Annotated in this window: 21 protein-coding genes; 7 read left to right on the top strand and 14 right to left on the bottom strand. The window is 69.3% G+C overall.

From position 1 onward, the window contains the following. Window positions 1–61 precede the first annotated feature (61 nt). Entirely contained in the window at window positions 62–430 is a 369-nt protein-coding gene (locus H0B56_RS22785) for an Rv2175c family DNA-binding protein (protein WP_180892519.1), read from the bottom strand. A 164-nt stretch (window positions 431–594) separates the two neighbouring features. Here H0B56_RS22785 and pknB point away from each other — a divergent pair, with 164 nt between their 5' ends. After that, on the top strand, window positions 595–2,544 hold the full coding sequence (gene pknB / locus H0B56_RS08895; protein ID WP_180892518.1) for a Stk1 family PASTA domain-containing Ser/Thr kinase: 1,950 nt from the start codon (window positions 595–597) through the stop codon (window positions 2,542–2,544). Window positions 2,545–2,569: 25 nt separating this feature from the next. Here pknB and H0B56_RS08890 read toward each other — a convergent pair whose 3' ends face one another. Further along, on the bottom strand, window positions 2,570–3,973 hold the full coding sequence (locus H0B56_RS08890; RefSeq protein WP_180892921.1) for a class II 3-deoxy-7-phosphoheptulonate synthase: 1,404 nt from the start codon (window positions 3,971–3,973) through the stop codon (window positions 2,570–2,572). A gap of 193 nt (window positions 3,974–4,166) precedes the next feature. On the opposite strand from H0B56_RS08890, the gene H0B56_RS08885 reads away from it, so the two are divergent. After that, complete coding sequence (locus tag H0B56_RS08885) at window positions 4,167–4,649, top strand: helix-turn-helix domain-containing protein (RefSeq protein WP_180892517.1); 483 nt, start codon at window positions 4,167–4,169, stop codon at window positions 4,647–4,649. 141 nt (window positions 4,650–4,790) lie between these two features. Continuing rightward, entirely contained in the window at window positions 4,791–5,342 is a 552-nt protein-coding gene (locus H0B56_RS08880) for a GNAT family N-acetyltransferase (RefSeq protein ID WP_180892516.1), read from the top strand. A gap of 76 nt (window positions 5,343–5,418) precedes the next feature. Here H0B56_RS08880 and H0B56_RS08875 read toward each other — a convergent pair whose 3' ends face one another. Both H0B56_RS08875 and H0B56_RS08870 read right to left on the bottom strand, forming a co-directional pair. Further along, window positions 5,419–5,595 (bottom strand): DUF397 domain-containing protein, encoded by a 177-nt coding sequence (locus tag H0B56_RS08875; RefSeq protein WP_180892515.1) that lies wholly within the window; start codon window positions 5,593–5,595, stop codon window positions 5,419–5,421. Beyond that, window positions 5,583–6,338: a Scr1 family TA system antitoxin-like transcriptional regulator gene (locus H0B56_RS08870; RefSeq protein WP_089301283.1), complete on the bottom strand. Its 756-nt coding sequence runs from the start codon at window positions 6,336–6,338 to the stop codon at window positions 5,583–5,585. The genes H0B56_RS08875 and H0B56_RS08870 overlap by 13 nt, the downstream gene beginning before the upstream one ends. A gap of 109 nt (window positions 6,339–6,447) precedes the next feature. Here H0B56_RS08870 and H0B56_RS08865 point away from each other — a divergent pair, with 109 nt between their 5' ends. Beyond that, on the top strand, window positions 6,448–6,621 hold the full coding sequence (locus H0B56_RS08865; protein WP_180892514.1) for a hypothetical protein: 174 nt from the start codon (window positions 6,448–6,450) through the stop codon (window positions 6,619–6,621). A 110-nt stretch (window positions 6,622–6,731) separates the two neighbouring features. Beyond that, window positions 6,732–6,872: a hypothetical protein gene (locus H0B56_RS08860; RefSeq protein WP_180892513.1), complete on the top strand. Its 141-nt coding sequence runs from the start codon at window positions 6,732–6,734 to the stop codon at window positions 6,870–6,872. Between the two features lie 184 nt (window positions 6,873–7,056). On the opposite strand, the gene H0B56_RS08855 is transcribed toward H0B56_RS08860, so the two are convergent. The 6 genes from H0B56_RS08855 to H0B56_RS08830 all read right to left on the bottom strand — a co-directional run bounded on the left by H0B56_RS08855 (window position 7,057) and on the right by H0B56_RS08830 (window position 17,889). After that, window positions 7,057–8,949, bottom strand: a complete 1,893-nt coding sequence (locus H0B56_RS08855) for a DNA/RNA helicase domain-containing protein (RefSeq protein WP_180892512.1) — start codon at window positions 8,947–8,949, stop codon at window positions 7,057–7,059. A 115-nt stretch (window positions 8,950–9,064) separates the two neighbouring features. Continuing rightward, a complete protein-coding gene (locus H0B56_RS08850; protein ID WP_180892511.1) occupies window positions 9,065–9,382 on the bottom strand; it encodes a nucleotide pyrophosphohydrolase in 318 nt (105 codons plus the stop codon). A 312-nt stretch (window positions 9,383–9,694) separates the two neighbouring features. Further along, complete coding sequence (locus tag H0B56_RS08845) at window positions 9,695–10,714, bottom strand: trypsin-like serine peptidase (protein WP_180892510.1); 1,020 nt, start codon at window positions 10,712–10,714, stop codon at window positions 9,695–9,697. A gap of 212 nt (window positions 10,715–10,926) precedes the next feature. After that, window positions 10,927–12,435 (bottom strand): glutamate synthase small subunit, encoded by a 1,509-nt coding sequence (locus H0B56_RS08840; RefSeq protein ID WP_180892509.1) that lies wholly within the window; start codon window positions 12,433–12,435, stop codon window positions 10,927–10,929. Next, window positions 12,428–17,005 carry a glutamate synthase large subunit gene (gene gltB, locus H0B56_RS08835; RefSeq protein WP_180892508.1) on the bottom strand — a complete coding sequence of 1,526 codons (4,578 nt, stop codon included), beginning with the start codon at window positions 17,003–17,005 and terminating at the stop codon, window positions 12,428–12,430. The genes H0B56_RS08840 and gltB overlap by 8 nt, the downstream gene beginning before the upstream one ends. 110 nt (window positions 17,006–17,115) lie before the next feature. Then, a complete protein-coding gene (locus H0B56_RS08830; RefSeq protein WP_180892507.1) occupies window positions 17,116–17,889 on the bottom strand; it encodes a DUF998 domain-containing protein in 774 nt (257 codons plus the stop codon). Window positions 17,890–18,138: 249 nt separating this feature from the next. Here H0B56_RS08830 and H0B56_RS08825 point away from each other — a divergent pair, with 249 nt between their 5' ends. Beyond that, window positions 18,139–18,930: an SDR family oxidoreductase gene (locus tag H0B56_RS08825; protein WP_180892506.1), complete on the top strand. Its 792-nt coding sequence runs from the start codon at window positions 18,139–18,141 to the stop codon at window positions 18,928–18,930. Window positions 18,931–18,969: 39 nt separating this feature from the next. After that, the gene (locus tag H0B56_RS08820; protein WP_180892505.1) at window positions 18,970–20,040 is read left to right on the top strand and encodes an NAD(P)H-dependent amine dehydrogenase family protein; all 1,071 of its coding nucleotides are present in this window, start codon (window positions 18,970–18,972) and stop codon (window positions 20,038–20,040) included. Here H0B56_RS08820 and lgt read toward each other — a convergent pair. Genes lgt through trpC form a run of 4 tightly spaced genes read right to left on the bottom strand, consistent with a single transcriptional unit; the run spans window position 20,002 to window position 23,978 of the window. Then, on the bottom strand, window positions 20,002–21,081 hold the full coding sequence (lgt, locus tag H0B56_RS08815; RefSeq protein ID WP_180892504.1) for a prolipoprotein diacylglyceryl transferase: 1,080 nt from the start codon (window positions 21,079–21,081) through the stop codon (window positions 20,002–20,004). The two genes, H0B56_RS08820 and lgt, sit on opposite strands and share 39 nt — an antisense overlap. A 4-nt stretch (window positions 21,082–21,085) precedes the next feature. Then, window positions 21,086–21,898: a tryptophan synthase subunit alpha gene (gene trpA, locus H0B56_RS08810; RefSeq protein ID WP_180892503.1), complete on the bottom strand. Its 813-nt coding sequence runs from the start codon at window positions 21,896–21,898 to the stop codon at window positions 21,086–21,088. Further along, window positions 21,895–23,190 carry a tryptophan synthase subunit beta gene (trpB, locus tag H0B56_RS08805; protein WP_180892502.1) on the bottom strand — a complete coding sequence of 432 codons (1,296 nt, stop codon included), beginning with the start codon at window positions 23,188–23,190 and terminating at the stop codon, window positions 21,895–21,897. Before trpB ends, trpA begins: the two co-directional genes overlap by 4 nt. Further along, the gene (gene trpC / locus H0B56_RS08800) at window positions 23,169–23,978 is read right to left on the bottom strand and encodes an indole-3-glycerol phosphate synthase TrpC (RefSeq protein ID WP_180892501.1); all 810 of its coding nucleotides are present in this window, start codon (window positions 23,976–23,978) and stop codon (window positions 23,169–23,171) included. The genes trpB and trpC overlap by 22 nt, the downstream gene beginning before the upstream one ends. Window positions 23,979–24,029 lie beyond the last annotated feature (51 nt).

Below are 24,029 nucleotides of genomic sequence, written 5' to 3'. Positions count from 1 at the left end.
GGCGAGGCCGCACGCGTCACTCGCTCCGCCGCCGTGCTGCCCACGGGCCGCGGTCCTTGTGCTACAGGGCCGAGGCTTGCGCGCGCCGCTTGACTTCGGTTCCTTGGTTGCTGCGCAGGGCGTTGATCGGTGTCCGCCCCGGCAGGCTCTCATCGGACGTGAACAGCCAGGTCAACATCTCCGTCGGTTCGAATCCGGCGTCAGCGAGCACCGTCAGGGTTCCCGCCAGCCCTTTGACCAGCGCGTCCTCCGCGATGAACTCCTCGGGCACGCACAACGTGCCCGACCGCCGCAGGGCAATGAGATGCCCGTCTCGTACTGTCTGCCGTACTTTGTTGACCGATACGCCGAGCCGGTTCGCCGCCTCTTCCAAGGTGATCACGGCGACGTCCGTACCCAGTACGTCATCGGCGACAGGGATCGCACTCACAGGTATCAGCCTGCCATAACGACCAGCCGCACAACATTCCGTCCCGCTGCTCCGTTCGGGGACGCCCGCGCCACGCTCGGTTCCCTCCCGGGCGGGCCGGAAGCCGGGGAGCGGCGCGCTGCCGCCCGCGAGCGCCCGTTCCGGTGCCGATAGCATCCCGTGGTGTGACGCAAGCGGACGCAACCCTGGTCGGGTCGCTGCTCGACAACCGGTATCGCGTGACAGGGCTCCTCGCCCGTGGCGGTATGTCAACCGTGTTCCGGGGCATCGACACGCGCCTCGACCGGCCGGTCGCGATCAAGGTGATGCATCCGCAGTACGCGGCCGACAGCAACTTCGCCGAACGCTTCGAGCGGGAGGCACGGGCCGCGGCGCGGCTGCACCACCCGCACGTGGTCGCCGTGTTCGACCAGGGTGTCGACCGGACGGCCGACCAGGCGTACGCGTTCCTCGTCATGGAACTCGTCGACGGCGGCACGTTGCGTGAGCTGCTCGACCAGCGCGGCGGGCTGGACGTCCCGCTGGTATGCGGGATCGCTCTGCCCGCGCTGCGCGCGCTGTCCACGGCGCACAAGGCCGGGCTCGTCCATCGCGACATCAAACCGGAGAACGTGCTGCTGGGCAGGACTCCGCAGTCCGAGGCAACACCGTCGGCCACCGTCAAGGTCGCCGACTTCGGGCTGGTGCGCGCCATGGCGAGTGCGAGCACGACCAGTTCCAGCGTGATCCTGGGCACCGTCGCCTACCTCTCCCCCGAGCAGGTCACCACCGGTGACGCCACCGCGCGCAGCGACGTCTACTCGTTCGGCATCCTGCTGTTCGAGATGCTCACCGGGCAGGTGCCCTACACAGGGGACTCGCCACTGTCGGTGGCCTACCGGCACGTCAACGACGACGTGCCGCCGCCGAGCTCGGTCAACCCGCGGGTACCGGCTGCCCTGGATGAGCTCGTGGTGCGCGCCACGCGGCGCGACCCGCAGTCCAGACAGGCCGATGCGGGCGTCCTGTTCGACGAGCTGGACCGGCTGCGCACCGAGCTCGTCATCACGCCTGCCGCCGTTCCCGCGCTGCCCCCGCCGGATCACGACGTGGACACCACGACGGGAGACACCGTGCCGGTACGGGCCGGGAGGCACAACCGGAACGGCACCCGGGTGTACTCACAGGCCGAGCTGGCCGGCGAGCTCGCAGACACCACCGGCGAGCACGACGCGGTGCGACCACGGCGACGCAGGACGCGCCGTATCGCACTGCTGTCGGCACTCGGGCTGGTCCTCGCGGCGTTGCTGGGGGCCGGGGCGTGGTGGTTCGCCGCCGGAGGTACCACGACCGTCCCCGAGGTCGCGGGAATGGACCAGGCCAGTGCCGAGGAGACGCTGGAGCGGGCCGACCTCGACGTCGACATCACCAGGCGTCACCACGACTCGGTCGAGGCAGGCACCGCCATCGGCACCGAACCGGCTGCGGGCACCGAAGTCGATCAGGGCGGGACCGTCGAGCTGTCCATGTCGATGGGCAGGCCGGTCGTTCCCGACATCGCCCCCGGCACCCCGCTCGCCGACGCCGAGGCCGCTATCGCCGATGTCGAGCTGGTACCGGTCCGCGACTCGGAAGCCGACGACTATCACGAGTCGGCCCCCGAGGGCGACGTGCTCGCGGTGTCCCCGGAGCCGGGCACCGCACTCGACGTGGGCGAGGAGGTCGCCATCGCGCTGTCCCTCGGTCCGCCGCCCGACCCGGTTCCCGACGTCGCGGGCCTCAGCGCGGAGAAGGCGCACGACGAGCTGAGCGATGCGGGGTTCGAGCCCTACGACGCGGGTGAGGAGTTCGCCGAAGGCGTACCCCCGGGTGCCGTCGTGCGCACCGACCCCGAGGCAGGCGCGCGGCCCGAGGGCGACACACCCCGGGTCGGGGTGTACGTCTCCAACGCGGTCGAGGTTCCCTCCGTCACCGGCCGGACCGTCGGCCAGGCCGAGAGCATCCTCGCCGAGCACGGCCTGGAAGCCGAGGTCGACTCGGCTGCCGGGCGGTTCTCCGTTGTGGTCGGCCAGGATCCCGAAGCCGGCGAGCTGGTCGAGCCGGGCAGCACGGTCACCATCGACGCGTTCCCGTAGAGGTCGCGCGCCCAGGGCCGTCCGGTCAGTTGCGCAGCATCTCGGCGACGAGGAAGGCCAGCTCGAGGGACTGCTGAGTGTTCAACCGCGGATCGCAGGCGGTCTCGTAGCGTCCCGCCAGGTCGGTGTCGGTGATGTCCTGCGCCCCGCCGAGGCATTCGGTGACGTTCTCGCCGGTGAGCTCGATGTGGATGCCGCCGGGGTAGGTGCCCAGCGAGCGGTGCACCTCGAAGAAGCCCTGCACCTCGTCGACGACCCGGTCGAAGTGGCGGGTCTTGTAGCCGGTGGAGGACTCGTGGGTGTTGCCGTGCATCGGGTCGCACTGCCAGATCACCTGGTGCCCGGAGGCCTCGACCTTCTGCACGATCTGCGGCAGTACCTCGCGCACCTTCCCGTTGCCCATCCGGGCGATCAGCGTCAGCCGCCCCGGCTGGTTGTGCGGGTCCAGCCGCTGCACGTACTCCACGGCCTGCTCGGGCGTGGTGGTCGGGCCGATCTTGACCCCGATGGGGTTGGCCATCAGCTCCGCGAAAGCGATGTGCGCCCCGTCCAGCTGCCGGGTGCGCTCGCCGATCCACAGGTAGTGCCCCGAGAGGTTGTACAGCTGCGCGTCCGGGGAGTCCGGATCGTCCAGCCGCAGCATCGCCCGCTCGTAGTCCAGCAACAGCGCCTCGTGGCTGGCGAAGATCTCGGTGCTGTGCAGCGACGAGTCGTTGACCCCGCAGGCAGACATGAACCGCAACCCGCGGTCGATCTCGCCGGCCAGCGCCTCGTAGCGCTCCCCGGCCGGTGAGGTGCGCACGAAGTCCTTGTTCCAGTCGTGCACCTGGGCGAGATCGGCCATCCCCGCGCCGGTCAGCGCCCGCACCAGGTTCATCGTCGCCCCGGAGTTGGCGTAGGCGCGGATCATCCGGCCCGGGTCCGGCACCCGCATCTCCTCGGAGGCGGCCAGCGAGTTCACCACATCGCCCCGGTAGACCGGCAGGCCCAGCGCGTCGGTGCTCTTCGACCGCGGCTTGGCGTACTGCCCAGCGATGCGGCCTACCTTGACCACAGGCAGGCTCGCGCCGTAGGTCAGCACCACGGCCATCTGCAGCAGCGTGCGCAGGTTCGCCTGGATGTGCGGCTCGGTGTTCGACTCGAACGTCTCGGCGCAGTCGCCGCCCTGCAGCAGGAACGCCTCGCCGCGGGCGACCATCGCCAAGCGCTCGCGCAGCCGGTCCACCTCGGCGGGCACGGTGATCGGAGGCACCGACTCCAGCACGCCGCGCACGTGCCGCATCATGTGCTCGTCCGGCCATTCCGGCTGCTGAGCCGCAGGCTTGGCCAGGGCCTCGTCCAGCTTCCGCCGCAGGTCGCCCGGCAGGGGCGGCAACGGCGGCAGGGATTCCATCGGGGCGTCGACAGTCCAGTTCACGCACCCCAGAATACGGGTCCGGCCGATCGCGGCTGCGCGGGACCGCGCCCGTCCCCGCTGGCGACCGCTCGATCGATGCCGACGTGTCGGTGGTCGACGGTACTCTGCGCCGCACATAGCGCGGGTGGTGCCGGCTTTCGGAGAGCCGGAATGCTGGCTTTCGTTTTGTTCGCATATTTGCGACGCAAAGGTTGTGGGTGCAGGCATGGTTGAACGCTTCGTCCTACCATCGAACCAGCCCGAGTCGCTCTCCGCGCTGGTCACAGCCCTACGACAGGATGCGCGTGGTCAGGAATCGGTGCTTGTCGCCAGCGACGAGTCCCGGATCGAGCTACCGGACGACCTGGTCGCCGTGCTCCGCGATGTCGCCACCGCGCTGTCCCAGGGGTTCGCGGTCAGGGTCGCCCCGCAACACACAACGCTGACCACCAGTCAGGCTGCGGACGTCCTGGGGATCTCCCGGCCGACACTCGTACGGCTACTCGAACAGGGCGAGATCCCGTTCGACAAGCCTGGCCTGCATCGCCGGGTGCGCTTGGCCGACGTTCTCACCTACCAGGAGCGCGCCCGCCGCGCGCGCTCCGCCGGTCTCGACGAGATGGTTCGCCACTCCGAGGAAGCCGGCGTCTACGACATCGACGAGGGTGCGACGACCGCCCGGTCCACGCCCGAGCAAGGCCACAAGTGAGCGCGCAGGATGTTCCGGGCATTCCTCATCGCCACCGGTGTCGCGCTCAATGCCCGATTGTCGGGCCTCGCCGGTACGGTACGCGCCTTCCTGCATGTGGTTACCCGCGCATGACGAGGCCAGATTGCGAAGGGACGCCCGATGGACGCAGCCAATTCGAAGCTCATGACGTATCCGGTGACGCCGCAGCTCTGGCCGGACCTGGCCGCGCTGTTCGAAAGACCTGGCCCTCGGGGTGGCCGTCCCGTCACGGCGAACTGCTGGTGCGCCGTCTGGCGCTGGCCGTTGCGCTCACCCGGGTCGAACAAGGAGGCGCTGCGCTCGCTGGTCGACGGCGGCGAGCACACCGGGCTGCTGGCCTACCGGGAGGACCAGCCGGTCGGGTGGGTATCGGTGGCGCCGCGCGAGCAGTTCGCCAGCCTGCGTTCCAGCCAGTTCAAGCCGAAAGACGACGACACGGGTGTCTTCGTGATCAGCTGCTTCGCCGTGGACCGCACGGCACGAGGCCATGGGATCGGCCGCGCACTGGTGGACGCGGCCGTGCGGTACGCGCTGGATGCGGGCGCGACCGCCGTGGAAGCCTTTCCCGGTCAGCCGACGGACTACAAGGGCAAACTCGAGTGGTTCCTGGACTACGACTTCGAAGCGACCCGCACGGTCGGCAAACGCACCGTCGTGCGGTACACGCCGTGAGCGGGATGCATTCTCCCGCGTACGGATTCGTGCCTCCGGCCCTGTTCGGTCCGGAGGCACGATTCCGCAGCTGGTGCTACTGCTCGGGAACGCTCGCGACGAAAGCGCGCCAGGCGTCGAACGAAACCGCCAGCGTGCCGCCCTCGCGGTCCTTGGTGTCCCGGATGCGAGCGCGGGTCGGTTCAACCGCCAGCTCAACACAGTCACCATGCGTCCCCGAGCGGGACGACTTGCGCCACTCTACGTGTTCCATTGCTCCGCCACTTCCACGATCCGTTCTTGAGACTGCCGCTGTGGTAGCGCCTCGCCTCTGAGGTGGTCCCATCGTCTCACGAGTTGTGTGACGACCTCTGGATCGTCCAGCACGAAGCCGCGCGCCGGTGTATCGACATAACTGATCTCTCGATTATCGACCGTTACCAGGCTGAACCCGCCATCGACTCCGAGATATGTGTCAGCACCGAAAGGCATGACCTGCACACTCGCTGATACTTCTGTGAGGTGCTTCAGTTGCCGGTACATGACGTCCCGACTGCCGATCTGACGGTGCAATACAGCCTCGTCCAGTACAGCGACGATGTCTGGAGGCTTGTCCTGAACGAAAATGTGCTGTCGTGCCATGCGCGCAGCGACCTGATCCTCGTCGCCGAGCAGCGCGCGAGCGTAATCCTCAATCTGCAATTGGCCGGGCACGACCAACGGCGCAAACAGTCGGATCACGCTGGCCTGCTCTTCGATGTCCGGCCATGCGCGGAACCACTCGGGGACGACGTCCTGCTTCAGCGTGTGCAGCCGGATTCGCGACAGGAAGCCATCGGTGCTCAACGCCTTATCGGCTTCCGTGGCGAACGCTTCGCTGGGAAACTTGTTACCGACCTCCACCTTCTCGACGAGGCTGGCCGAGAACTTGACTTCTTCCGCGAGCTGCTCTCGGGACCAGCCGAGGCCCTCCCGGGCACGCCGCAGCTCGCTGCCGAACAAACTCACCACATTCACTCACCCCATTCGCACGGCTTCCGCACTACGGCATCCGGGTGCCCCACTGATGTCGTGATGCGTACACGTTCCGTTTCGTAGCGTAATCGAGAGGTATGACACTCAGTACATGTCCACGCTCTGGATCTCGCTTCTGGTCGTCACGTGCCTGCTGATGATCGGCTACGTCCTCGGCCATGTCGTGCGCGACGCGCTGCTGCGTCGGCGTCGCTGGCAACACGATCCCCGGCCACACATGGTCATCACCGACAGTGAATCCTACTTGGACAGTGGCGAGCAGTAGCGGGGAAGTCCCGCTTGCCGTCATCACCCGTGACACTCCCGGCCGGTGCGCGTCGTTCCGCCCGCGCGCCGGCCGGTTCCCATCCCGAACCGCCAGAAAGGGACGAACGCATGAGCTGGTGGCACCGACTCGATGGCCGCATCATCGTCGACGACGGCGACAACGTGTACGTCATCCACCCTGACGATCCCGACCACCCGGACAACATCGGCGACGTCGAGTCGACCCTCGAACACGATGCATGGCGGTAAACGACGATGCCCCGGTTGCCTGTTCGCCGCAGGTGACCGCGCACTCGAAGGGTTGCTTGGCCTACTCGTCCAAGCCGGACGGCCCCCCGTTCGGCAGCACGCGGCTCGATACGTCCGGCGAGGGCACTCTCCCGCGCATGCGTGAAGGACTGCTCACTACACGCGACATGCCGAGAGGCAACACCTAGCGCGTCAGCTCCTCGAGGAACGCCTGTGTCTCCGGGTCTGTCGAGTACACGCACACACCTTGCATGCCACGTGTCAGCAACACCTTGTACGTGTTGCGGATCAGCGCACCGAAATGGAGCTCATCCGCCTTCCTGACCGCTGGGTCGTGTGAATACTCGCGCCGAGCGACCCATTGGCCATCGCGACGCACGAAGTCGGGACCGAAGATCACGCCTGCCCAGTCGTACTCAAAGCCCTGGGCGGTGTAGATGCAACCAACCTGTCCGAATCCTCGCTCGTCGGACGCCCAGTAGTACGATTCCGGCGCATCGGGTACCCGCTTGCCGGGTTTGGCGTTCCACGGACGTTGCCAGTCGCCGATGACTACGTCGGGTACGAGCCGCTTGCCTGTGTCGGTACTCACCGGATCGCTCCACTGCCAACAGAAACCTGCCGCCAGCCGGGACGTCCCGCCGTCCTGATCCTGCTTGGCGCGCAACCAGGACTCGACACCCTCGGGAGTCGAAGCGCTCGTGACGGAGAAGTCGTCATCGAGAGGGCTCGCCAGCTTGCCCCATTCGATCGGAGGTTGTTGGTCGAGGCCGAGCAACCGCGCAACCCAGGTATCGAACGCCGCTGAGCCGCCGCATCGGAACTGGCCTTCGAGACGTACGACCTCGAGCTTGCATCCCTTGGCTTCGGTGGCTGCGGAGATCTCCTCGAGGGAACCCATCTCGCCGGGCCGCACGATCTGGTTCTCGTCGAGCAGGAACACAGGAACCCACGCGACGTCGATGAGCTCGTCGACCTGCCGCCCGGCGCGTTCGCGCACCTCCTTCCTGGTGTAGCGGTTGACGCTGGTCTCCCTGATGCGGTGTGCCTCGTCGGCGATCAGCACATCCAGCTCTCGCGGTTCAGCCGTCGTGTAGTTGTTGAAGTACTTGAACAACGACTGGACCCGACCGTTTCTCCGGCCCGCGATCTTGCGCATGGTGTTCGTGAACGCGCTCGAACCCGTCGCGTGGTGGACCGTGCGGCCCTTCCGGGCAAGATCACCGAGCAGGCTCAGCGCGATAACACTCTTTCCCGACCCCGGCCCGCCGAGGACGACAACGACGGTCCTGGTGTTGGCCGCACGCGCGCGCTCCACTGCTTGGGTGACGTGCTCGTACGCGACTTGCTGCTCGTCGAGCAGGACGAACTGTTCCCGTTCCTGGATCTCGCGGGCGGCCATGCTGAGTAGTGGCTTCGACGGAGCGTGATGGATGCCGAGGAAGTCGTCTGCGGCACGCCGTGCGTCGGCGTAGTCCGAATCCGGATCGAGCAGCGCACGTAGCCGATCCAAGAACGCGGAACGCTCGTCGAGCGTGTAGAGCTGACCGTACTCATCCGGCGTGTACTGCTTGAGGGAAGCGATACCCGCGGTGGCGGCATTGTGCAGGTAGGCAAGTCCGCGCACGATATGCGGTCGATCCGCGAGAGCAGGCGTCGAATCGACGAGATACTGGCAGTACCTACGGACCTGCTCAGCAGGATGGAGCTGTAGCTCATCCCCATACGCCGTGATGCTTACCAGCTCGCCCGCCAGCAGCTCGGCTTGCGACCACTGCTTCAGCTCGATGAGCACATAGCTGGCTTCGCCGGTTCGCGGATGCCTGCCGCACAGGATGGCATCGACACGTTTAGGGCTGTGCGGGAGCTTGTGCTCCAGAAGTACCTCGACATGACCGAGCCCCGCCTCCGCGAGATCGGACAGGAACGTCGGCAGGCTCCGCATCCAGGAGCGCACCTCGCTCGTTCCAACCGACGAATCCAGCTGGTACGTGGCCTGCTCCGCAAGGAACCCGTGCAGCCTGTCGGCCTTGGCCTCGACAAGCAGGTCGGCGGCGCTCCGCCGGACAAGAGCCACTTCCTACCCCCACGAGGCACGCGTGATTCACGCGCGGGTGGGGGCAGCGACGAAGTGGCTACTTCGGTGCCCGTCGGGCCGCGATTTCGAGCACCCAGGTTAGTAGATGGGCCCCTCACCGGGACGGAGGGAATCGCAGTTCGTTGCGATCGATCTTGGCCTTGGCTACTTCGAGGATGTCCACACCGAGGACGTCTGCGAGCCGGATCAGGTAGATGGCGATATCAGCTACCTCGTCACGCACATCGGCGGCCAGCTCCGGGTTGTCCTGCCATTCGTCGGACTCCTCGGGGGTAAGCCACTGGAACAGGGCGTTGAGTTCGCCGACCTCGCCCGACAACGCCATGACGAGGTTCTTCGGCGTGTGGTACTGGTGCCAGTCCCGGGCGTCGGCGAACTCGCGGAGCCGCTGGCGGAGGTCGTCGAGGTTCATGGACGAGATCCTAGGTCTTGGTCGAAGAAGAGGCGCCACCACTCGTCGAGGACGGCGGCGGCTGCGCGGGTGGATCGAACGACCAGTTCGGGACGGCGAGCAGGAACTGGAGATCCAGCGCGCCGGGGCCAGGCGCGAGCACCAAGAGGCCAGTGCGTGAGACGAGAACGATGCCGAATACGGCCCGACACAACGTGCCCCAACGCCCAACACGGTGTGTCGGCACGCCCGACACGGCATGTCACAACGCCAGACGCGGCGTGCTGGAGCCCCCGGCACACGGGGTTGCCGGGGGCTCCAGGCGTCGAGGAGTCAGAAGGTCGAGGCGCGGTCGTAGACTTCCTGGGCCTCGTCCCCGAAGTACGGCCCGAACATGGTGCCGGGCCAGAAGACGTAGCCGAAGCTGTTCACCGAGTTCTGCAGGCCGGTGCCGGACTGCTCGTCGAAGTCGAGGAACCACGGTCCGCCGCTGGAACCACCGGTCATATCGCAGTCCATCCCCATGGCGTCGGAGAAGAACGGGTCGTTGAACGTGTCCCCGCTGCAGTGGATGAGCTCGCTGCCGTCATACGGATCCGCGGCCGGGTAGCCGAACGAGTACATGTGCTGGCCGCGCTCCTGGTTGAACGCGATGCCCTGGCCACCGACGACCTCGGTGAGGCTCTGGCCGTCCTGCTCGTGCACGACGGCGGCGCCGACGTCGTAGTTGATGTCCTCGGACTCGACCCATTCCTGCGTGGCCATGGTCGTCTCGGCAGGCCACTCACCGTGCGGGGCGTCCCCGTTGTCGTACCCGGGCACGAAGACCCAGTCGTCGTGCCACTCGCCGTCCATCCGCACGCAGTGCCCCGCGGTGATGACGGTGCTGTTGTTCTCGCTGGTCACCGCGTTGCCACTGCAGGAGGCATCCTGCCCGTCGTAGGTGAAGAACACGCGGCCCGCGGTGTCGGCCACCTCGCCGCCGCCCGTCCACGGCTCGCCCGAGCTGGAGCTGAGCAGTCCGCCGAGACCGGATCCCAGGTCGAGCCGCGGTGTGGCCGGGATCGACACCGGTTCGCCGCCGGTGAGCGAGCCGACGACCTCTCCGAGGCTGAGCACGTCCCTGCTCTCGGAAACCAGCTGGTCCATGGGCACGGCCCGGCGCATCCGCTCCGCGCTCCAGGATCCCGTGACCTCCTGCGCGGCCGAAACCGTGTCCGCCACGATGTTGACCACCGTGCCGTCCGCGTCGTCGGCGCCATAGCCGGACGCCGATGCCGGTGCCGCGAACGCGAACGTCGCCAGCGCACCGGACGCGAGCACGGCGACGACCCTCCGGGATACAAGCCTCATCGCTCACCTCGTCACTGGCCTGCGGCGATGCCGCGGGCCGCGTTGCAGGGTTCTCGTTACCGGGACCTTATGTACGGTGAACCCCATCTCCCTATGCTCATGAACCAATTGGCTCCGAACGGAGCAGCTCGTTGCTCCACCCGGTCTAGAACTAACGATGGAACCCGGCGCGGCGTTACTGTGCCCGCGCATAGAGCTACTCTGGAGAGTCGCTACACCGTCGACAGTGGCAGCGCGGTGGGGTGCACCGGATCCGGCAGCCGCGACTCCCCCATCAGGTAGCGATCCACCCAGTGTGCGGCCGACCGCCCCTCAGCGATGGCCCACACGATGAGCGAGGCCCCGCGGTGCGCGTCGCCACACACGAACACGCCTTCCGCGCCGGTGTGCCAGTCGGTCCCGCAGTGCACCGTCCCGCGCGGGGTGCGTTCCAGGCCGAGGTCGTCCAGCAGCCGCATCGGCTCCACCCCGTTGAACCCGATCGCCAGCAGCACCAGGTCGGCAGGTAGCCGGATCACCTCGTCGGTGGCCGGGAGCACCTCGCGGCGCCCGGTTTCCGGGTCGCGGCGCACCTCCACCTCGCGCAGCTCGATCTCGCGCACGTGCCCGTGCTCGTCCCCGTGGAACCGGCTGATCCCGACGCCGAACCTGCGTTCGCCCCCTTCCTGGTGGGCGGGATAGGTGCGCAGTATGTACGGCGACGTCGGCCACGGCGAGTGCTCCTCGTTACGCTCGTCGGGCGGGCGCGGGTACTGGTCGAGCTGGGTGACCGAGCGAGCGCCCTGGCGCGTGGCCGTGCCGTAGCAGTCCGCTCCGGTGTCGCCGCCGCCCACGATCACCACGTTCTTGTCCCGCGCGGTGATCGGGCTCGGGCCGTCGCCTTCGCACTCGTGGTTGGCAGGCACGAGGTGCTCCATGGCGAGGTGGATGCCGTCCAGCCCGCGCCCCGGGATGGTCGGGTCGTCGCGCCCGTCGAGCGCGCCCACGGCGAGTACGACGGCGTCGAATCGCGCGCGCAGTTCGGGCACATCGACGTCCACGCCGACCTCGCAGCCGGTGACGAACTCCGTGCCTTCCGCGCGCAACTGCTCGATCCTGCGGTCGATGCGGTGCTTCTCCATCTTGAACTCGGGGATGCCGTAGCGCAGCAGGCCACCGATCCGGTCGTCGCGCTCGAACACGGTGACGGCATGCCCGGCCCGGCTCAGCTGCTGCGCGGCGGCCAGGCCTGCGGGCCCCGAGCCCGCCACGGCGACCCGCTTACCCGTATGCGTGTCCGGCCGCAACGGCCGGATGTAACCACGTTCCCACGCGGTGTCCACAATGGTTTGTTCGATCCGCTTGATCGTGACGGGGCCGCCGACTTCCGTGGGTATCGCCAGCACGCACCCCGACTCGCACGGGGCGGGGCACAGCATGCCGGTGAACTCGGGAAAGTTGTTGGTCGCGTGCAGCCGCTCGCTGGCCTGCTCCCACTCGCCGCGGCGGACGAGGTCGTTCCACTCCGGGATGAGGTTGCCAAGCGGGCATCCCGCGCTCGCCGAGTGGCAGAACGGGATGCCGCAGTCCATGCACCGCGCCGCCTGGGTGGCGACCTCGGCGTTGCGCGTCGCGGGTTCGGGTTCGGCATAGACCTCCCGCCAGTCACGGACCCGCTCGGCGACGTCGCGCTTGGGCGCGTCGGCGCGGGCGTACCGCAGGAACCCGGTCGCGTCAGCCACGGGCCGCCTCCATGATCGCCTCGTCGACGTCGCGGCCCTGCTCGCGCGCCCGGCGCGCGGCCTCGAGCACCCGCTGGTAGTCGCGCGGCATCACCTTGGTGATGGCCGCCGAGCGGCGGGTCCAGTCGGCCAGTACCGCGGCGGCGACCGTGGAGCCCGTCAGGTCGCGGTGGCGCGTGATGATCTCCCGCAGCCACGTGAGATCCTCCGGCCCCGGTCGCTGCAGGTCGACCATCGCGGTGTTGACCTGCTCCGGGTCGAGATCGAGCACGTACCCCGCTCCCCCGGACATCCCCGCGGCGAGGTTGCACCCGCACGGGCCGAGCACCACAGCGCGCCCGCCGGTCATGTACTCGAAGGCGTGGTCCCCGACTCCCTCGGCGACCACGCTCGCCCCGGAGTTGCGCACGCAGAACCGCTCCCCGACCTGGCCCCGCAGGAACACCTCGCCACCGGTGGCGCCGTAGGCGATCACGTTGCCCGCGATCACGTGATCCTGCGCGCCCGAGCCGGTGAACCGCGTTCCCTCGGGTGGCCGGACGACGATCCGGCCACCGGACAGCCCCTTGGCGACGTAGTCGTTCGCGTCACCGACGAGGTCGAGCGTGACCCCGCAGGGCAGGAACGCCCCAAGGGACTGGCCCGCCGAGCCGGTGAGCGTCACGTGAATGGTGTCCTCGTCCAGGCCCGCTGCCCCGTACCGTCGTGTGATCTCCGCGCCGAGCAGTGTGCCGACCGTGCGGTTGACGTTGCGCACCGGCACGTCGAGCCGGACCGGGTGAGCGTCCTCCAGCGCCGCCTCGGACAGCTGGATCAGCGTGCGGTCCAGCGCGTGGTCCAGGCCGTGGTCCTGCTCGCGGGTCTTGTGCCGCGACCCGCCGTACGGCCCGAGGGTGGGGATCTCGAAGATCGGTGTCAGGTCGAGACCGTCTGCCTTCCAGTGCGACACCGCCTCGGCGGTGTCGAGCATCTCGGCGCGCCCGATCGCTTCGTCCAGGCTGCGCATGCCGAGTCCGGCCAGCGTCTCGCGCACCTCTTGAGCGACGAACCGGAAGAAGTTCACCACGTGCTCGGCCTGCCCCCGGTACCGGGCGCGCAGGTCAGGGTTCTGCGTAGCCACCCCCACCGGGCAGGTGTCCAGGTGGCACACCCGCATCATCACGCAGCCTTCCACCACAAGCGGAGCCGTCGCGAAGCCGTACTCCTCGGCACCGAGCAGGGCCGCCACCACGACGTCGCGCCCGGTCTTGAGCCCCCCGTCGACCTGCACGGTGATGCGGTCCCGCAGCCCGTTGAGCAGCAGCGTCTGCTGGGTCTCGGCCAGCCCGATCTCCCACGGGGTGCCCGCGTGCTTCAGCGAGGTCAGCGGAGCCGCGCCGGTCCCCCCGTCATGCCCGGAGATCAGCACGACATCGGCGTGCGCCTTGGACACACCCGCTGCGACGGTCCCCACGCCCAGCGAGCTGACCAGCTTCACGTGCACGCGAGCGAACTCGTTCGCGTTCTTCAGGTCGTGGATCAGCTGGGCCAGGTCCTCGATGGAGTAGATGTCGTGGTGCGGCGGCGGGGAGATCAGCCCCACGCCCGGTGTCGAGTGCCGCGTGCGGGCGATCCACGGGTACACCTTGTTCGGCGGGAGCTGGCCCCCTTCACCCGGCTTGGCCCCCTGCGCCATCTTGATCTGGATGTCGCTGCCGTTGACCAGGTACTCGCTTGTCACGCCGAAACGCCCGCTCGCCACCTGCTTGATCGCGCTGCGCCGCTCCGGGTCGTACAGGCGGTCGGCGTCCTCCCCGCCCTCACCGCAGTTGGAGCGCCCCCCGATGCGGTTCATCGCGATGGCCAGCGTCTCGTGCGACTCCGCCGAGATCGCACCGTAGGACATCCCTCCGGTACCGAACCGCCTGCAGATCGACTCGACCGGCTCGACCTCCTCCACCGGGATGGGCTCACGGTCGCTGCGCAGGCTGAACAGCCCGCGGAGCGTGCCGCCCTGCCGCTCGAGCCTGCGCACTTCCTCGGTGTAGGCGCGGTAGGCGCGTTCCCGCCCCGAGCTGCTCGCGTGCTGCAGCAGGAAGACCGTCTCCGGGGTGAACAGGTGCAGTTCCCCGTCCCGCCGGACGGTGTACTCCCCGCCGCTGTCGAGACCGCGGTGCGCCTGTGTGGCGGGGTCGTCGTGGTGGGCGCGCCGGTGGCGCGCGGCCACCTCGGCGGCGAGGACGTCGAACCCGACACCGCCCAGTACGGACCGGGTCCCGGTGAAGTGCTCGTCGAGCAAGCCCTGGTCCAGCCCGAAGGACTCGAAGACCTGGGCGGCGGTGTAGGCGCCCACCGTGGAGATCCCCATCTTGGACATCACCTTGCGCACGCCCTTGACCAGTGCCTCCATGTAGTTGCCGAGCGCGGTCCCGGTGTCCACCTCGGTGATCGCGCCCGAGGCCACGAGATCCTCGATCGACTCCAGCGCGAGGTACGGGTTCACCGCGGCGGCGCCGTAGCCGAGCAGCAGCGCGACATGATGCACCTCGCGGGCGTCGCCGGACTCGGCCACCAGCGCCACGCGCAGCCGCTCCTTGGTGCGGATCAGGTGATGGTGCACGGCCGAGACGAGCAACAGCGACGGGATCGGGGCCCGCGTGCCGGTCGACCCGCGGTCCGAGAGCACGAGGGTCCTGGCCCCGCCCGCGATGGCCTCGGATGCCTCGGCGCAGACGCCGGCCAGCGCCTCGGCCAGCGCCGCTCCCCCACCGTCGGGCTCGTACTGCCCGTACAGCACGCGGCAGGCGAATCCAGGCAGGTCACCGTCGTCGTTGATGTGCACGAGCTTGGCGAGCTCGTCGTTGTCGATCACCGGGTAGGGCAGCCGGATGTGCCTGCACGACACGGGGCCGGGGGCAAGCAGGTTCTGCTCCGGTCCCATGATGCGGGCCATCGACGTGACCAGCTCCTCCCGGATCGCGTCCAGCGGCGGGTTGGTGACCTGCGCGAAGTGCTGCACGAAGTAGTCGTAGAGCAACCTCGGCCGCTGCGACAGCACCGCCTGCGGGGTGTCCGTGCCCATCGACCCGACCGGTTCCGCCCCGCTGCTTGCCATGGGGGCGACCAGCATCTTCAGCTCCTCGGTCGTGTAGCCGAAGGTGAGCTGGCGCCGCAGCACCGACTCGTGGCTCGGTACCGCGTGCGGGCGCTGCGGGAGGTCGGCCAGGTGGAGCAGCCCCGCGTGCACCCACTCGCCGTAGGGATGCTGCGCGGCGAGCTCGCCCTTGACCTCGTCGTCGTCGATCAACCGTCCCGCGCCGGTATCGACCAGGAACATCCGGCCCGGGCGGACCCGCCCCTTGGCAACGACGTTCTCCGGGGCGATGTCCAGCACCCCGGACTCGCTGGCCAGCACCACCCGGTCGTCGGCGGTGCGCCACCAGCGCACCGGGCGCAGGCCGTTGCGGTCCAGTACCGACCCGACGACGGTGCCGTCGGTGAAGGTCACGCACGCCGGCCCGTCCCACGGCTCGGTGAGGCTGGAGTGGAAGCGGTAGAACGAGCGGCGAGCGGGGTCCATGCCCTCGTCGTTCTCCCACGCCTCGGGGATCATCATCAGCACCGCGTGCGGCAGGCTCCTGCCACCGAGGTGCAGTAGTTCGAGCACCTCGTCGAAGGAGGCCGAGTCGGAGCCCTCCTCCGAACAGATCGGGTAGAGCCGGGAGAGGTCACCGGGGATGAGGTCGGACTCCAGCAGCGCCTCCCGAGCGCGCATCCGGTTCCGGTTGCCGCGAATGGTGTTGATCTCTCCGTTGTGCGCCACGTACCGGTACGGGTGCGCCAGCGGCCAGGAGGGGAACGTGTTGGTGGAGAACCGGGAGTGCACCAGGGCGATCGCCGACGCGAAACGCGGGTCGGTGAGGTCACCGAAGAAGACCGGAAGCTGCGCGGGTGTGAGCATCCCCTTGTAGACAAGGGTTCGCGCGGACAGCGACGCGAAGTACGTGCCACAGCCTGCGGTCACGCTGTCGTGCTCGACGCGCTTACGCAGGCAGAACGCCATCCTGTCCAGCGCGATCCCGCTCGCGCACCGAGCATCGCCCGTCGGGTCGGCGGTCACGAACAGCATCGCGAGGTGCGGCATCACCGAGCGCGCGGTCGGCCCGATGCCCGCGCGGTCCGGCGCCACAGGCACGTCCCGCCAGCCGAGTACGGTGAGCCCCTCGTCGGCAGCCAGGTGCTCGGCAAGGGCGACAGCATCCGCGCGCAACCCGGGGTCGGCTGGCAGGAACGCGATACCGGCGGCATAGCGGTGGGCGCCCCGCCCATCGGGTTCCGGGAGCGCGAAACCGGTCGTGGCCCGCAGGAACGCGTCCGGCAGCTGGACCAGGATGCCCGCGCCGTCACCGCTGGCCGGCTCGGCGCCGGCCGCACCGCGATGGTCGAGGTTTCTCAGCGCGGACAACCCGTCGACGACGATCCCGTGATCGGCACGACCGGCGATGTCGGCGACCATCGCCACGCCGCACGAGTCCTGCTCGGCCGCCGGGTCGTAGAACCCCTGGCGGTCGGGTAGCGCGGAGAAGATCATCTGCCGACCTCCCTCGGCGAGGGTGCCATCGATGTACCGACAGCATGCGGTGACCAGCACGAACGCGCAAGGCCGCCGGTCGATGTACCCGCACCCACCGGGGAGTCGTGTCAGCCGTCCCGCCCTGCGGGATCGCCCGCACCGTCACCGTCCAGCGGCGCCCCGGAACGGGTCACGGCGAACAACCATCCGGCGAGCACGAGCAGCAACACCAGCTCACCGGCGAACAACGCGCGCTGCAACAGCCCGCCGACGGCGACGTTACCGATGGCCGAGACGAGCGGCCAGCCCGGCGCGATGTCCGGCAGCCGCGCTGTCAGGTAGGCAAGCGCGAGTGCCAATGTGGCGATCGCTGCCCGGCGCAGTGTGGTCGCGACGCCACGCGCCCGTACCGCACCGGACGGCTCACGCAGGGCCAGCAGTACCGCGAGGGGCAGCGTCACGAACAGCGACGCTCCGGCGACCTGGTGAATCACTCCGGACACCGACAGGATCCGCGGGTCGTCGTCGGTGGGGAACAACGCCACCAGCACCACCCCCGCGCACCAGCTGTTCATCAGCACGAGCGCCGCGGTGCGGCGCAGCGCGCCCGCTTTGAGCAGGGCCAGCGTCAGGGCCGCGCCGGCGAGCGCCATCTCCAGCAACGCGACCGTGAACCGTACGCGAGCGCCGTCGACGTATGCGTAGTAGCTGATGGCCTCGGCGACGGGATCGAGCTCGGCGGGGAACCGGAACGCGAGGTACAGGAGCGTCCCGGCGCCGTGGACCGAAGCGAAGATCACCACCGACGTCAGCAGGATCAGCCCGGTCGAACCGCTGAGCACCCAGCTCCGCTCCGGGACAGCCCGCTCGTGCCCGCTCGCTGCCCGATGCTGTCTACCCATGCTCTACCGCTCCCCCGAGCATCGGACACACGCCCACCCGTACGTGCACAACAACCCCTCCAGTACCGACCACCAGCCGCAGCGGCGGTGCGCAGCCGGGCGACGTTCCGGATCGCGCACGACATACGCGAGTACTCGCCCGACTGCCCGAGCCAGACTACCGCCGACCCCTGACAGGACGCGCGCGAATTACCCGGCCGCCACTCGTTCCGGCGACACATGAACTAGAACATGTTACAGTCCGTCGGTATGATGATCGATCGCTTCCGTGTCCAGGACCGTGCCGCCGTCGTCACGGGTGCCGGTAGGGGCATCGGCGCCGCGACGGCGGTCGCCCTCGCCGAGGCAGGCGCCGACGTCCTGATCGCCTCCCGCACCGAGTCCGACCTCACCGCCGTGGCCGAGCGCGTCGAGCAGGCAGGCCGCAAGGCACACGTGGTACCCACCGACCTGTCCGACCCCGAGGCAGCCGGAGCGCTGGCGAACGCCGCGCACGAGCGGTTCGGCAGGCTCGACATCGTGGTCAACAACGTCGGCGGCACCTACCCCAAACCGCTGCTGGAGACCGACACCGAGTTCCTCGAGGAGGCGTTCCGGTTCAACGTCTCCACCGCGCACGCGCTCACCCGCGCCGCCGTACCGGCCATGCTCGAGTCCGGCGGCGGCGGCGCGATCGTGAACATCTCCTCGGTCATGGGCCGCGTCAGCGGGCGCGGCTTCCTCGCCTACGGGACCGCGAAAGCCGCCCTGTCCCACTTCACCAGGATGGCCGCCTACGATCTGGCGCCCCGCATCCGGGTGAACGGCCTCGCGGTCGGTTCGGTAGCGACCTCGGCGCTGGACGTCGTGGCGCAGGACGACAACCTCCGCCAGCAGCTGGAGAACAACACCCCGCTGGAACGGATCGGCGACCCGGAGGAGGTGGCCGCCTCCGCGCTGTTCCTCGCCTCGGACGCGGGCAGCTACATCACGGGCAAGGTGCTCGAAGTCGACGGCGGGTTGCAACGTCCCAACCTCGATCTCGGGCTGCCCGATCTCTGAGCCGCACACCCACGGGTCCCACGACACCAAGGAGGCAGCATGAGCTATCGCGTCGTGCAGTGGAGCACGGGAAACGTCGGACGGAACACCATCGCGGGAATCGACGCTCATCCCGAGCTCGAGCTCGTCGGCGTGTGGGTCTCCGACCCCGCCAAGGACGGCAAGGACGCCGGTGACCTTGCGGGTCTGCCCCACTCGCTCGGGGTGTCAGCCAGCACGGACGCCGGGACCGTGCTCGGCACCGCGCCCGACTGCGTCGTCTACACCGCCATGGCCGACGACCGCATCTCCGAGGCCATCGAGGATCTCACCGGGTTCCTGCGCGCCGGCATCAACGTGGTCTCCAGCTGCCCGGTGTTCCTGCAGTACCCGGACGGTGTCGTCCCCGACGAGATGTCCCGCCCGATCCGCGAGGCCGCGGCCGAGGGCGGCGCGTCGTTGTGGGTCAACGGCGTCGACCCCGGCTTCGCCAACGACTGGCTGCCCCTTGCCCTGACGGGCGTGAGCGAGCGGATCGAGCAGGTCCGGTGCGCGGAGATCCTCGACTACAGCACCTACGACAACGGCACGGTGCTGTTCGACATCATGGGCTTCGGCAAGCCGCTCGACGACACACCCATGCTGCTGCAACCGGGTGTGCTGTCGATGGCATGGGGCAGCGTGGTGCGCCAGCTCGCGGCCGGGCTCGACGTCCGGCTCGACAGCGTCGACGAGACCTACGAGCGCCTACCGGCGCCGGAGACGTTCACCGTCGACTCGGGAACCATCGAGCAGGGCACCGCTGCCGCGCTACGTTTCGAGGTGCGCGGCTGGAGTGGCGGCGCACCCGTCTGCGTACTCGAGCACGTCACGCGGCTGCGCTCCGACCTCGGTCCGGACTGGCCGCAACCGGCAGGCGCAGGCTGCTACCGCGTGGAGGTCACCGGTGAACCGAACTACACGCTCGACCTCCAGCTGCTCGGCTCGGACGGCGACCACAACACGGCAGGCCTGAAGGCCACCGCCATGCGCCTGGTCAACGCCATCCCCGCGGTGGTGGGGGCGCAACCCGGCCTGCTCAGCGCGCTGGACCTACCGCTGATCCCCGGGCGCGGGCTCGTCCGTACCTGACGCAGCCTCCGGCTCCCCGGCAGGCTCGTCCGCGGGCGGGGAACCGTCCTGCCCCTCGCCGGCAGCGGTCCCACCCGCGGGGTCAGCGCCCGTCGTGCCTGCTTCCGCGTCCGCCGAGTCCTGTGCGGCTTGTGCCGGGGCTTCTGCCGGGGCTCCGGCGGGCGCGAGAAGCGCCGGGTCCTCCCGCGGGCCACGACCGCGGGCCACGATCATGTAGAGCACCGCGCCGAGGAAGACCGCCGTCGCGGTCCACACGTTGATCCGCACATCCAGCACCGGCCGCCACGCCTCGTCCACGCGCAGCAGCTCGATCCAGAACCGGCCCGCCGTGTAGCCGGCGACGTAGAGCGCGAACGCCCGGCCGTGCCCGAGGCGGAACCGCCGGTCCGCCCAGACCACGAGCACCGCGACACCCAGGCACCACAACAGCTCGTACAGGAACGTCGGGTGGACGACGGCCAGCGGCGTGGTGTCCACGGCTACACCGTCCACACCGGCCGGTCGCGACGGGTTGTCCGGGTCGACACGCTGGTAGATCTCCAGCCCCCACGGCAGCGAGGTCTCCTTGCCGTAGAGCTCCTGGTTGAAGTAGTTACCGAGCCTGCCGATACCCTGCGCGACGACGATGCCGGGAGCGACGGCATCCGCGACGGCCGGCAGCGGGATCCCGCGGCGGCGGCAGGCGATCCACGCGCCGACCGCGCCGAGCGCGATCGCGCCCCAGATGCCGAGCCCACCGTCCCAGATGCGCACCACGTCGAGCGGGTCGTTCCCCGCGCCGAAGTACCGCTGCCAGTCGGTCATCACGTGGTACAGGCGGCCACCGACCAACCCGAACGGCACAGCGAACACCGCGATGTCGGTGATCAGCCCACGCTCGCCACCGCGCGCGGCCCACCGCCGCTCGCCCCACAGGATGGCGATGATGATCCCGGCGATGATGCACAGCGCGTACGCGCGGATGGGGACCGGACCGATCTCCCATACCCCGCGAACAGGGCTGGGGATGTTCGTATGGAACAGCTGCGCAGCGTACGTCACGGCGTCACCGTAACCCGGACGGCCGGGCCTCCCCCGCCGAGGGGGCACGTACCCCGCCTGCCAGGTCGGCGGCCAGGTCCCGCACCGCGCGCGTCCCGCTGCCTGCCTGGCTCACGAAGGCGGAACCGACGATGACGGCGTCGGCGAACGACGCGACCTCGGCGGCCTGCTCGGCCGACCGGACGCCCAGCCCCACACCGATCGGCAGGCCGGTTACCTCGCGCGCCCTGCCGACCAGCTCGGCAGCACCGGCCCCGACCTGGTCCCGCGCCCCGGTCACGCCCATCACGGCCGTGGCGTAGAGGAATCCGGAGCTGGCCCTGGCCGCGCGCTCGATCCGCGCCTGCGAGGAGGACGGCGCGATCAGGAACGTCCGGCTGAGATCGTGCGCGGCCGAGGCGGTGAGCCACTCCTCGGCCTCATCCGGTATCAGGTCCGGAGTGATCAGCCCGTGGCCACCCGCGGCAGCAAGGTCCCTCGCGAACGCGTCGACACCGTAGCGGTGTACCGGGTTCCAGTAGGTCATGACCACCGCGTGCCCGCCGCGCGCGGCGACGGACTCCACGACCGTGAACACGTCACGAAGCCGGAACCCGTTACGCAGCGCGGTGCCGGCGGCCGCCTGGATGGTCGGGCCGTCCATCACCGGGTCCGAGTAGGGCACACCGACCTCGACGAGGTCCACGCCGCCGTCGATCATCGCGCCGAGCAGCTCCATCGAGCCCTCCAGCGTCGGGTAACCCGCTGGCAGGTAGCCGATCAGGCTTCCCCTGTGCTCGGATCGCGCCGCGGCGAACACCGCATCGAGGCCGCTCACGATCGCCCTCCCGTGTCGTGGTCATCCACGTAACCGAAGTACTTGGCCGCGGTGTCCATATCCTTGTCGCCCCGGCCGGAGAGGTTGACCACGATCAGCGATCCCGCACCGAGCTCCTGACCGAGTCGCAGCGCCCCGGCGAGGGCGTGCGCCGACTCGATGGCCGGGATGATGCCCTCGGTACGCGACAGCAGCTGGAACGCGTCCATGGCCTCGGCGTCGGTGGCGTAGCGGTACTCGGCTCGGCCGGTGTCCTTGAGCCAGGCGTGCTCGGGGCCGACCCCCGGGTAGTCGAGGCCGGCCGAGATCGAGTAAGCCTCGATCGTCTGCCCGTCGTCGTCCTGCAGCAAGTAGGACAGCGCGCCGTGCAACATCCCGGGTGAACCGCTCGTCAGCGTGGCGCCGTGCTCACCGGAGTCGATGCCGTGACCACCCGCCTCGACACCGACCAGCCGTACGTCGGGGTCGTCCCGGAACCCCTGGAAGATCCCGATCGCGTTGGAGCCACCTCCCACGCACGCGGCCACGGCGTCCGGCAACCGACCGGTCGCGTCCAGGATCTGCCGCCGCGCCTCCTCGCCGATCACGGCGTGGAAGTTGCGCACCATGACAGGGAACGGGTGCCCCCCGGCCACCGTGCCGAGCAGGTAGTGCGTGGTGTCCACGTTGGTGACCCAGTCGCGCAACGCCTCGTTGATCGCGTCCTTGAGGGTGCGCGACCCCGTGTTCACCGGTACGACCCCGGCACCGAGCAGCTGCATCCGCGCCACGTTGAGCGCCTGCCGCTCGGTGTCCACCTCCCCCATGTAGATCACGCAGTCGAGATCCAGCAACGCGCAGGCGGTCGCCGTCGCGACACCGTGCTGACCGGCCCCGGTCTCGGCGATCACCCGTGTCTTGCCCATCCGCTTGGTCAGCAGCGCCTGGCCGAGCACGTTATTGATCTTGTGGGAGCCGGTGTGGTTGAGGTCCTCGCGCTTGAGGAAGATCCGCGCCCCGCCCGCGTGTTCGGCGAACCTCGGTGCCTCGGTCAGCAGCGAGGGGCGGCCCGCGTAGTTGGTCAGCAGGTCGTCGAACTGCGCACCGAACTCCGGATCATGGCGCGCCTTGTCGTACTCCGCGGCCAGCTCGTCGAGTGCGCCGATCAGAGCCTCGGGCAGGAACCGCCCCCCGTACGGGCCGAAATGCCCCCGGTCCGTCGGGTCGTGCTGCTGACCGGTTCCGCCGCCCGCGGGTGCGCTCGCCCGCCCGGTGCCGCCGTCCCGCTCGGTCACCGGCTGGGCCTCGGGCATGCCGGATGGGATCCCGCCGTCACCAGTTGCACGAGTGCACCCTTCGGATCCTCGGCGGTGACCAGCCCTTCCCCCACGAGCACGGCATCCGCGCCGTGCCCGGCGTAGGTCATCAGGTCGCGCGGGCCGCGCACACCGGACTCGGCGATCTTGAGGACCTCGGCGGGCAGGCCGGGAGCCAACCTGCTGAACGCGTCCCGGTCCACATCGAGCGTGTGCAGGTTGCGCGCGTTGATGCCGATCACCTTGGCACCCGCCTCCAGCGCGCGGTCGGCCTCCTCGGCGTTGTGCACCTCGACGAGCGCGGTCATGCCGAGCGACTCCACCCGGTCGAGCAGTGCCGCCAGCGCGTTCTGCTCCAGCGCGGCCACGATCAGCAGCACCATGTCCGCACCGTGCAGGCGCGCCTCGTGCACCTGGTACGGGCTGACGATGAAGTCCTTGCGCAGCAGCGGAACGTCCACCGCGTCGCGCACGGCCGCCAGGTCCGACAGCGACCCACCGAACCGGCGCTGCTCGGTGAGAACGCTGATCACGCGCGCGCCCGCGTCCGCGTAGTCCGCGGCGAGCGCGGCGGGATCGGTGATCGCGGCGAGCTCGCCCTTCGACGGGCTGTTGCGCTTGACCTCGGCGATGACGCCGATACCTGGCTCGCGCAGTGCGACCATCGCGTCGCGGGGCTCGGCAACGTTGGCCGCCTTCTGCTTGAGCTCGTCGAACGGCAGCGCGGCCTCTCGCTCGGCGAGGTCCTGCCGCACGCCGGCGACGATGTCATCGAGAACGCTCACGGCACCTCATCCACGGAAAGTTGCACACGGCCCGGCCGTGCTGGCAACGCG

The sequence above is a fragment of the Haloechinothrix aidingensis genome (assembly GCF_013450155.1).
GTDB lineage: Bacteria > Actinomycetota > Actinomycetes > Mycobacteriales > Pseudonocardiaceae > Haloechinothrix > Haloechinothrix aidingensis.
This window is presented reverse-complemented; position numbering and strand designations above follow the sequence as displayed.